Origin of the sequence: uncultured Nocardioides sp., from assembly GCF_902805925.1 — a bacterium.
GTDB lineage: Bacteria > Actinomycetota > Actinomycetes > Propionibacteriales > Nocardioidaceae > Nocardioides.
In genome coordinates this window covers 1-9,438 of the sequence record NZ_CADCUP010000075.1, presented here as the reverse complement: position 1 = coordinate 9,438, position 9,438 = coordinate 1, and the positions used below count along the sequence as shown (strand labels likewise).

At 73.4% G+C, this 9,438-nt stretch carries 11 protein-coding genes; 7 read left to right on the top strand and 4 right to left on the bottom strand.

The features are described 5' to 3' along the window. On the bottom strand, positions 1-684 hold a 684-nt coding region (locus QZX64_RS05340; protein ID WP_295657563.1), incomplete at its 3' end, for a PIG-L deacetylase family protein. A 614-nt stretch (positions 685-1,298) separates the two neighbouring features. Between QZX64_RS05340 and QZX64_RS05335 the strand changes: the two genes are divergently transcribed. Then, on the top strand, positions 1,299-2,324 hold the full coding sequence (locus QZX64_RS05335) for a hypothetical protein (protein WP_295657562.1): 1,026 nt from the start codon (positions 1,299-1,301) through the stop codon (positions 2,322-2,324). 4 nt (positions 2,325-2,328) lie between these two features. Here the strand turns inward: QZX64_RS05335 and QZX64_RS05330 are convergent, their stop codons facing one another. Then, a complete protein-coding gene (locus tag QZX64_RS05330; protein ID WP_295657561.1) occupies positions 2,329-2,934 on the bottom strand; it encodes a maleylpyruvate isomerase N-terminal domain-containing protein in 606 nt (201 codons plus the stop codon). 67 nt (positions 2,935-3,001) lie between these two features. Here QZX64_RS05330 and QZX64_RS05325 point away from each other — a divergent pair, with 67 nt between their 5' ends. From QZX64_RS05325 to katG, 4 genes are read left to right on the top strand one after another with little or no spacing between them, the layout of a single operon-like run. Then, positions 3,002-3,517 (top strand): hypothetical protein, encoded by a 516-nt coding sequence (locus tag QZX64_RS05325; RefSeq protein ID WP_295657560.1) that lies wholly within the window; start codon positions 3,002-3,004, stop codon positions 3,515-3,517. A 23-nt stretch (positions 3,518-3,540) separates the two neighbouring features. Next, entirely contained in the window at positions 3,541-3,837 is a 297-nt protein-coding gene (locus QZX64_RS05320; protein WP_295657559.1) for a hypothetical protein, read from the top strand. 33 nt (positions 3,838-3,870) lie between these two features. After that, on the top strand, positions 3,871-4,305 hold the full coding sequence (locus tag QZX64_RS05315) for a Fur family transcriptional regulator (RefSeq protein WP_295657558.1): 435 nt from the start codon (positions 3,871-3,873) through the stop codon (positions 4,303-4,305). A gap of 44 nt (positions 4,306-4,349) precedes the next feature. Further along, the gene (katG, locus tag QZX64_RS05310) at positions 4,350-6,617 is read left to right on the top strand and encodes a catalase/peroxidase HPI (RefSeq protein ID WP_295657557.1); all 2,268 of its coding nucleotides are present in this window, start codon (positions 4,350-4,352) and stop codon (positions 6,615-6,617) included. 149 nt (positions 6,618-6,766) lie between these two features. Here katG and QZX64_RS05305 read toward each other — a convergent pair whose 3' ends face one another. Beyond that, positions 6,767-6,928 carry a hypothetical protein gene (locus QZX64_RS05305; protein ID WP_295657556.1) on the bottom strand — a complete coding sequence of 54 codons (162 nt, stop codon included), beginning with the start codon at positions 6,926-6,928 and terminating at the stop codon, positions 6,767-6,769. 270 nt (positions 6,929-7,198) lie between these two features. Here QZX64_RS05305 and QZX64_RS05300 point away from each other — a divergent pair, with 270 nt between their 5' ends. Continuing rightward, the gene (locus QZX64_RS05300; RefSeq protein WP_295657554.1) at positions 7,199-7,492 is read left to right on the top strand and encodes a virulence factor; all 294 of its coding nucleotides are present in this window, start codon (positions 7,199-7,201) and stop codon (positions 7,490-7,492) included. Continuing rightward, complete coding sequence (locus tag QZX64_RS05295) at positions 7,489-8,373, top strand: homocysteine S-methyltransferase family protein (RefSeq protein WP_295657552.1); 885 nt, start codon at positions 7,489-7,491, stop codon at positions 8,371-8,373. Before QZX64_RS05300 ends, QZX64_RS05295 begins: the two co-directional genes overlap by 4 nt. A gap of 33 nt (positions 8,374-8,406) precedes the next feature. Here QZX64_RS05295 and QZX64_RS05290 read toward each other — a convergent pair whose 3' ends face one another. After that, positions 8,407-9,420 (bottom strand): alpha/beta hydrolase, encoded by a 1,014-nt coding sequence (locus QZX64_RS05290; RefSeq protein ID WP_295657550.1) that lies wholly within the window; start codon positions 9,418-9,420, stop codon positions 8,407-8,409. Positions 9,421-9,438 lie beyond the last annotated feature (18 nt).

Below are 9,438 nucleotides of genomic sequence, written 5' to 3'. Positions count from 1 at the left end.
CGCCGTCCGGAGGTCCGGGGGAAGCCCTTCGAAGGGCGAGGTCTGCGAGGCATGGACGGCGATCGCTCGTTCCCGTTGCTCGAGGTGCTCCGTCGCCTCGATGCGGGTGGTGATGTGCTCGTCGGGTGTGCCGATGGCCGCGATCTCGGGGTCGAGGTGCGCAACGTCCGGCCGCTCCGAGCGCATCCGGTCCACCCAGCGGTGCATCAGTGATCGGGGGAGGCACGCGAGATAGGCCGCGGGGACCTCACATCGCTCCACCGCCGCCAGGGCGGCGTCCCGGATCCGGGCGTGGTCGCGGTGGCCGTCACTGGCGTCGAGCGTCACCAGCACGTCCGGCGCGAACGCCCGGATCGAGTGCGACACGGAGACCACGACGTCGTCGAACGGGGCAGCCACGAGGGAGCCGGCCGGCGGCTCCCCGGTCATGTCCGAGTCGGCGAAGTCGAGCAGCGAGACCTCGGAGACACCGAGGACGCGCGCCGCGTCGTGAAGCTCCTGCTCGCGGACGGATGCGAGGTCGGCCGTCGGGTCGGCCGCGGTCCCCGCCTCGCCGCGCGTCGCACAGCACACGGCCGTCACCGCGCCACGTGCGGCCGCATGGAGCAGCAGGGACCCACAGCCGAACGTCTCGTCGTCGGGGTGGGCCACGACCAGCATCAGGCGGGTGGCGCGTGCACTCATGGTGACCTCCTCGATCTGCCGTGCAGGAGCTGAGAGGACTTTGACACTGCCGAGGACACCATGTCGACATGCACCATGCCCATCGCCGGGCGTGGGTTCCCCGACCACGACCTCCGACGCGGTCCTGGGTCTGCTCTCCCTCCGCACCTGCCACCTACGAGCTCACCGAGCAGGTGCGACGCAGCCTGAACTGGTCCTCCTCGTCCGGGCCCCGCTGCTGGTCACCGGCGTTGCCGCGGGCCTCGTCCTGATGTCTGTCTCGGCATTCCTGGCCGCGGTGGTCCTCGGAGCCTCGACCGGCGGGCTCTGCTCGATCCCGGAGTGGTCGGGACCGCGCATTCCGGGTGAGTCGCGGTGGAGGGCCTGGCCGAGCTGGAACGGCGCAACGCCTCGGGCCCGGAGGCCTGGATGCAGGAGGGCGCCGGCGCGGACGAGACGTTGGAGGCCTTCGTCGTCCGCAGGAACGGGGTCGGCGGCTGGACCCGGGGACGGGCCGCGGCGTGCTCGGCGGAGCCACTACACTGACCTGGCCGTGAGCCCGTGGTGGTCACGTTTCTTTCACCGCAGCGAGAAGCGGTGCCGTGCGGGATGGGTGGGAAGTGCCTTCGGTTCGCGTGCGCAGGTCGACCCCGCTCAGAGGTGAGCGGTGCACCGCACCGCGACTGCTGGCGGCGTGCCTGGCCGTCGCCTCGACGATCACGGCAGCGGCGCCCCCGTCGCTCGCGATCCCGGTCCGGGCCGACGGACCCGACCGCGCGGGCTCGGTCCTGTTCTCCGACGACTTCGAGGACGGGCTCGATTCCGCCGCCTGGCTGATCACCGACGACATCGCCTCGGCGGACCCGGCCGGCAAGTCGCAGGCGCAGTTCGTCCCGGAGAACGTCACCGTGTCGGACGGCGTGCTGGCGGTCGCCGCCCGGCGACACTGCCTCGCCCCGGGGGAGGCGCGCGTGCTGCCGACGAACGGCGACGAGCGGCCGGAGGCCGACTGCCGCGCCGCCGGCTGGACGCCGGCCTACTCAGCGGGGCGGATGGCACTCTCCTACGCCGTCCCACCGGGGATCGACTTCGAGATGCGGGTCTCGGCGCGGATGCCGCAGAACGGCGTGGACGGCTCCCGGTTCGCCATGTGGACCAAGAACTTCGGAGGCAGCAGCGCCTACTGCGACGAGGTGGGCGGCTGGAGCGACGTCGGCGAGATCGACCTGCTGGAGTACTCACCCGGCCGGCGCAACGACGTCCCGACCGCCAGCGGCACCTCGGTCCAGAGCGAGCAGACCACGCACCTGGGCTGCCGGGCCAGTGCCGGCGACCGGCCCTGGCGGACCCTCCAGGCCAAGTCGCACGCGGGCTTCGACCGGCACAACTGGCTGGAGTGGGTGGTCACGCGCGTGGGGAACGACGTGTCGTACGCCCTCTCCGACGGGGCGACGACCTACCCCGTCGGGACGCACACCTGTGGTGTCCACTTCCCCCTCACCCAGGCGCAGTGCGACGCCATCTTGGAGCAGCAGTGGCAGGTGTTCCTGCAGTCTGAGGTCTTCGGCGGCGGCGCTCCCGGCTACCACGCGCCCGACCCCGCCGAGCCCTTCCCGGCCCAGACGCTCCTCGTCGACTGGGTGAGGATCACCCGGCTGTAGGCGGTCATACCACGCTGAAGCCCTCGGGCAGCGGCCGCCGACCGGTCATCGCGAGCAGCAGGTCCGGGCCGAGGCCCCGCTGCGCGGCGGTGAGCGCCGCCACCGTGGTGGCCTCCTCGAGCGCCCGGGCCGGCAGGTCGACGGCCAGCCCGGTCGCGGCCGCGACGTCGAGGCCGTGCACGCACAGCTCGAAGGTGCGCGTCGGGAGGTACGCCGCGACGCGCATGCCACCCACGATGGTGTGCACGACGAGGTCCGGGTCGGTCCCTCCGGCCACCCGGACCGCCTCGTCCACGAGCTCGGCGAAGCGGGAGGCCGGGTCGTCGCCGAGGTCGCGGCCGGCCTGGCGCCCACGCTCGGTCACGGCCGCGCCATCGAGGTCGGACCGCGCCACGGTCGTGAAGTACCCCGCGGCGGAGTGCACGACCACGCGCTCGACGGGCCGGGCGAGGTAGTCGACGACGGTGACCAGCGAGCGGCTGGTGTGGCCGACGAGGTCGCGCAGGCTCCAGGCGCCGAGCCCGGGGCCGTCCCAGGCGTCGGCGGGGATGCGGGAGACGGTCGCGCTCACCGCGTGGGCGGCGGCGGCGAAGGTGGCCACGGTGGTCATCGGGCCAGTGTGGGCCCCCCGACGAGCAGGGCCGACGGGGTGGGCCGCCGAGTAGTACGTTGAGGCGATGGACGCAGCGCAGCACGGCCACGACCGCGACACGCAGGCGGCCGCGCGCGATCGTGAGGCCACCGACCGGGACAGCGAGGCCGACCGCCGCGACGTCGTCAGCCACGACCGCGACGTCGACGCGACCGCGCGCGAGGAGCGCGCCCGCGACGCCGACCAGGTGGTGCGCGACGGGCTGTGGGACCGGCGCCGGCATGCCGAGTCCTCCGACGCCTCCGACGGCCGCAGCGCCCGCGGCGGCGACGAGACCCAGGACCAGGCCGAGATCGACCGCCGCGTCGCCCGGAGCGAGACCGAGTGGGCCGAGCAGGAGCTCGCCGACAGGCTCGACTCCGCGGGCGCGGAGCGCCGTGAGGCCGCGGCCGACCGACGCTCGGGCCGCGCGGACCGCGAGGCTGCCGCGACGGACCGTGCCTCCTCGGCAGCAGACCGGGTGGCGGCGGCGGATGACCGAGAGGCGGCGGCCGCTGACCGCCAGCAGTCCGAGGTCGACGACAACCTGGCCGAGGCCTGAGGGCGCGGGTCGGGGGGTTCGGCGTGGCCACCGACGACGAGCGCTGGCTGGTGGTCGACGGGCGGCGCTGGCGTCGCCAGGACCCCGACCTGCCCGACGACGTACGTCGAGCGCTGCTCTCGCACCTCGGGCGCGGCCGGTCGGGGGTGCGGGCCGCCCGCGGGGACGAGGAGGCGCTGGCGGCGACGCGCCGGCGTACGCAGCTGGCGAAGGAGGGGCTCGGGGAGCGGGGTGAGCCGTGGTGGGAGCAGTCGCCGGCCCGGCGCCGGGCGCGGTGGGAGGCCGCGCTGGCGGACTTGGCGCGGCTCGATGGATCTTGACTCGTTCAAGAGAAGTCGACAGAATGCGACACGATGGTCACCGACGTCGAGCTCGAGCAGCTGCTCCGGCAGGCCGCCCTCCGGGTCACCCGGCCGAGGGTGGCGGTGCTCGGTGCCGTGCACGGAGCACCGCACGCCGACACCGACTCCCTGATCCGCGCCGTCCGCGAGGGCCTGCCCACGGTCTCCCACCAGGCGGTGTACGACGTCCTGCGGGCCCTGACCGGGGCCGGTCTGGTGCGGCGCATCCAGCCGGCCGGCTCGGTCGCGCGCTACGAGGCGCGCGTCGGGGACAACCACCACCACGCGGTCTGCCGCTCCTGCGGTGCGATCGCCGACGTCGACTGCGCCGTCGGCCACACCCCCTGCCTGACCGCCTCCGGCGACCACGGCTTCGTGGTCGAGGAGGCGGAGGTCGTCTACTGGGGCACCTGCCCCAGCTGCACGCCCCGCACCCACCCCCAGTGATGACCCAGTGATGAGCCAGTGATCACCAGTTCGGAAGGAAGCACATGAGCGACAGCGAGATCCCGGAGAGCCCGCAGGGAGTCGACCGCAAGGCGGAGGATGGTTGCCCGGTGATGCACGACGGGGCGACGGCAGAGGGCAGCGAGAGCGAGAACCCCGTCATCGACTCCCCGACCCCCGTCACCGGCGGCCGTCCCCACTCGATCCAGGACTGGTGGCCCAACAGCCTGGACCTGTCCGTCCTGCACGCGCACTCCTCGAAGAGCAACCCGCTCGGCCCGGACTTCGCCTACGACAAGCAGCTCGAGAGGCTCGACGTCGACGCCCTCAAGCGTGACGTCGCCGAGGTGCTCAACACCTCGCAGGACTGGTGGCCGGCCGACTTCGGCCACTACGGCGGCCTGATGATCCGGATGAGCTGGCACTCCGCCGGCACCTACCGCATCTACGACGGCCGCGGCGGCGCGGGCGACGGCGGCCAGCGGTTCGCGCCGCTGAACAGCTGGCCCGACAACGCCAACCTCGACAAGGCACGCCGCCTGCTCTGGCCGGTCAAGCAGAAGTACGGCCAGAAGGTCTCCTGGGCCGACCTGATCGTGCTGGCCGGCAACGTCGCGCTGGAGGACATGGGCTTCGAGACCTTCGGCTTCGCCTTCGGCCGCGAGGACGTCTGGGAGCCGGAGGAGATCTTCTGGGGTCCCGAGGACACCTGGTTGGGCGACGAGCGCTACACCGGCGACCGCGAGCTCGAGGAGCAGCTGGGCGCGGTGCAGATGGGCCTCATCTACGTCAACCCCGAGGGCCCGAACGGCAACCCCGACCCGCTGGCCTCCGCCCGCGACATCCGCAGCACCTTCGCCCGGATGGCGATGAACGACGAGGAGACCGTCGCCCTCATCGCCGGCGGCCACACCTTCGGCAAGACCCACGGTGCCGGCGACGCCGACCTCGTGGGCCCCGAGCCCGAGGGCGCGCCGCTGGAGGAGCAGGGACTCGGCTGGCGCAGCGGCTTCGGCACCGGCAAGGGTGCCGACGCCATCACCTCCGGCCTCGAGGTCACCTGGACCCGCACCCCGGTGCGGTGGAGCAACGACTACTTCGAGTTCCTCTACCAGTACGAGTGGGAGCTGACCAAGAGCCCGTCCGGCGCCTTCCAGTGGGTCGCCAAGGACGCCGACGAGGTCATCCCCGGGCCGACCGAGGACTCCCCGAAGCGCAGGCCGACGATGCTGACCAGCGACCTCGCGCTGCGCGCCGACCCGGAGTACGACAAGATCTCCCGGCGCTTCCTGGAGAACCCCGACCAGTTCGCCGACGCCTTCGCCAAGGCCTGGTACAAGCTGCTCCACCGCGACATGGGTCCCATCTCGCGCTTCCGCGGCCCGTGGGTCCCGGAGCCGCAGCTGTGGCAGGACCCGGTGCCGCCGGTGGAGGGCGAGCTCGTCGGCGACGCCGACGTGGCAACCCTCAAGGCGACCGTGCTCGAGTCGGGCCTGACGGTCCAGCAGCTGGTGTCCACCGCCTGGGCGTCGGCCTCGAGCTTCCGGTCGACCGACAAGCGCGGCGGCGCCAACGGTGCGCGGGTCCGCCTGGAGCCGCAGCGCAGCTGGACGGTCAACGAGCCGGAGCAGCTCGCCGCCGTGCTGGAGACGATCGAGGGCATCCGGCGCGAGTTCAACGGGGCCGGCGGCGTGCAGGTCTCGCTGGCCGACCTGATCGTGGTCGCGGGCAACGCGGCTGTCGAGAAGGCCGCGCGCGACGCCGGCGTCGAGGTCACCGTGCCGTTCCACCCCGGGCGCACCGACGCCTCGCAGGAGCAGACCGACGTCGACTCGTTCCGGGTCCTGGAGCCCCGCGCCGACGGCTTCCGCAACTACCTGCGGTCGGGGGACAAGAAGCAGCCGGAGGTGCAGCTGGTCGACCGGGCGTACATGCTCGACCTGACCGCGCCGGAGATGACCGTGCTGCTCGGCGGCCTGCGCGCGCTCGGCACCAACGTCGGCGGCGCGCAGCACGGCGTCCTCACCGACCGGCCGGGCGTGCTCACCGGTGACTTCTTCGCCAACCTGCTCTCCCCGGGCACCCGGTGGAAGGCCTCGGAGACGGAGGAGCACGTCTACGAGATCCGTGACGTGGCGACCGACGAGGTGCGGTGGACCGCCACGGCGGTCGACCTGATCTTCGGCTCCAACTCGCAGCTGCGGGCCCTGGCCGAGGTGTACGCCGCCGACGACGCCCACGACAAGCTCGTCGCGGACTTCGTCGCCGCCTGGACCAAGGTCATGGAGCTCGACCGCTTCGACCTCCGCTGACGTCGTGACGGCGCGCCCGGACCGGCCCCTCGGGGCCGGCCCGGGCCGGCCTCTCCCGCAGAGGTGGTGGGCAAGCGCTCTCCCATGCCTCCGAGATGCCGCTGGACAGGTGATCGCCGCCACACCCCGAGGAGTGGGCGCGAGCCGCCTCAGCCCTCCGTGAGCCCGGTCTCGTCACCCTTCCCGGCCTCCGCGCCCAAGCCGTCGCCGTCCGACTGGGCGTCGAGCCGCTCCTGCATCTCGGCCATCTCCCGCCGACGGGCGTCGTCGGCCTGCTCGGCCTCCGGGCCGTTCCCGCTCATCTCGGTCATGTCGCCCTCTCGTGGCATCGGGGTGGGACGTGCGCCGGCCGCACGAGACGGAGGTACCCATCCGTCGCCGGTGCGCTGCCTCGTGGTGCGAACCTGCCGGGAGAGGGCACGTGCTGTGCGCTCTCGGCACGGCCGTGACCGAGGACGCCGACGTGGTCCGGTCAGGGAGGAGCGACTGGCGGCGCACGACCCCGGCGCAGAGCGTGCGGTGGCGTTCCACTCGTCGAGCCGGCCCCGCCGGGACGCGCCGGCGGACCTAGGCTCCGGCGTATGACGGAGTACCAGGTGACCCGGTGGCGCGAGCTTCCGTCCATGGTCGCGGCCCGGACGGGCCAGGAGAGCGTGAAGTCGCAGCTCGCACCGCGGTTCCAGGAGGCGATCGACGAGGCGGCGATGCGACTCGGTGACACCGGGGCCGAGGACTACCTCGCGGGATGGGAGCGGCTGCCCTGGACCGAGGCCGACGGAGCCCCGGGCGAGGTGCTCGAACGGGTCGTCGCCGAGCTGGACGCGCAGTGGCCGGCCGACAGGATCGCCCGCTACCTCGACGGGCTGGGCCGGTGAACCGGCTCGCGGTGCTGCTGGGCGTGGACCGTCCGGTCCTGCTCGACGGCGCCATGGGCACGCTGCTCCAGGACAGCGGCCTCGAGGACGGTGCGCCCGGTGAGCTGTGGAACCTGGAGAACCCCGACGCCGTCCGCGCGGCGCACGCGGCGTACGCCGAGGCGGGGGCGCGGCTGCTGACGACCAACACCTTCGGCGGGACCCGCCCGCGCCTGGACATGCACGGGCTCGGCGACCGCGTCGGCGAGGTCAACCGGACGGCGGCGCAGCTCGCGCGATCGGTGGCGGACGAGGGGGGACTGCTCGTCGCCGGCGACCTCGGCCCGACCGGCGAGCTGCTGGCGCCGCTCGGCACGATGACGCCCGAGGAGGCGCAGGCGCTCTTCGCCGAACAGCTCACCGCGCTGGTCGAGGGCGGGATCGACCTGGTGCTGGTCGAGACGCTGAGCGACCTCGGTGAGGCCGACGCGGCCCTCGCTGCGGCGCGGGAGGTCGCCCCCGGCCTCCCGGTCGTGGTGACCATGAGCTTCGACACCAACGTGCGCACCATGATGGGCGTCCGCCCGGGCGACGCGGTGGCGCACCTGGGCGCGGCAGGCGCCGACGCCGTGGGCGCCAACTGCGGTCGGGGCCCCGCCGAGATGGAGATCATCGCCGCGGAGATGGTCGCTGCCCGCACCGGCGACCTGATGCTGGCCGCGCAGTCGAACGCCGGCCTCCCGCAGGTGGTGGGCGACCACTTCGAGTACGACGCGACGCCCGGCGACCTGGCTGCGCACGCCACCCGGCTGACCGGGCTCGGCATCGACCTGGTCGGCGGCTGCTGTGGCTCGACACCGGCGCACATCGCCGCCGTCAGGGGCGCCGTGATCCCGGCCTGAGCGGGGTCGGGCGCGGGAGTCCTGCGCGCCGCGTCAGCGCGAGACCGGGAAGTGTCCCGTCAACCAGGTGTCGAGCACGTCGTAGGCACGCCGCCGCGGACCCTGCTGGGAGAGGAAGACGTCGTGGCGGGCGTCCTCCACCGGCACCACCGTGGTCTCGCCACCCAGGCAGCCCGACCAGCGCGCGATCTGCCGGACGTCGAGCACGGTGTCCGAGACGTCGAAGGCGGGCGAGGCCTCCCTGGTCAAGAGGGTCTTGTCGGAACGCAGCACCAGCGCCGGCACGCCGAGGTCGAGCCCGCGGTGCAGCCGGGCGTGGCCGCGGCGCACGGCGTTGAGCCAGCCCACGGTCACCGGGAAGCCGCCGAGGGGCTTCAGGTCGAGGTCGAAGTCCCACTCGCCGGAGCGGCTGGAGTGCAGCGAGTCGACGTAGAGGGTGCTCTTCGGCAGGTCCATCGCCCGCAGCGGGCGGAGCCGGGAGAAGGCGCGCAGTGCCCAGGTGACGGGGCCGCGCACGACGGCACTGCCCTGCATGTCGAACCACGGGCTGTTGAGCACCAGGCCCGCGACGGGGGCGACCCGGCCCCGCCGCGCGCGGCGGTCGAGCCACAGCGGCGTGATGAGCCCACCGGTGGAGTGGGCGACCACGACGACCGGCACGTCGGGGTGGTCCTCGACCATGGCCTCCAGCGACGACTCCAGCTCCACGTCGTACGTCGCGAGGTCGGAGACGTAGTGCGGGGTGTGGCCCTCGCGGCGACCGCGACCGCACTTGCGCAGGTCGAGGCCGTAGAAGGCGAAGCCGCGCTCGGCGAAGAAGTCGGCGAGCTCGGTCTGGAAGAAGTAGTCGGAGAACCCGTGCACGTAGAGCGCCGTGCCGCGGACCGCCTCGCCCTCCCGGACGGTACGGCGCACCAGCACCGCCTCCACGGGGCCCTCCCCGTCGGGGTCCTCGCCGAGGTGGAAGACCTGCTGCTCGTAGCCGTCACCGAGGATGTCGACGTCCCACGGGACGACCGAGGGCGAGGGGGACGTGGGTGCGCTCACGAGTCGGATCGTAGTCCG

Bases quoted from the DNA above. Each gene is read 5' to 3' on its own strand.
- QZX64_RS05330 (WP_295657561.1), bottom strand. From the start codon at position 2,934: ATGACCACCGTGGCCACCTTCGCCGCCGCCGCCCACGCGGTGAGCGCG.
- QZX64_RS05325 (WP_295657560.1), top strand. From the start codon at position 3,002: ATGGACGCAGCGCAGCACGGCCACGACCGCGACACGCAGGCGGCCGCG.
- QZX64_RS05315 (WP_295657558.1), top strand. From the start codon at position 3,871: ATGGTCACCGACGTCGAGCTCGAGCAGCTGCTCCGGCAGGCCGCCCTC.
- katG (WP_295657557.1), top strand. From the start codon at position 4,350: ATGAGCGACAGCGAGATCCCGGAGAGCCCGCAGGGAGTCGACCGCAAG.
- QZX64_RS05305 (WP_295657556.1), bottom strand. From the start codon at position 6,928: ATGACCGAGATGAGCGGGAACGGCCCGGAGGCCGAGCAGGCCGACGAC.
- QZX64_RS05300 (WP_295657554.1), top strand. From the start codon at position 7,199: ATGACGGAGTACCAGGTGACCCGGTGGCGCGAGCTTCCGTCCATGGTC.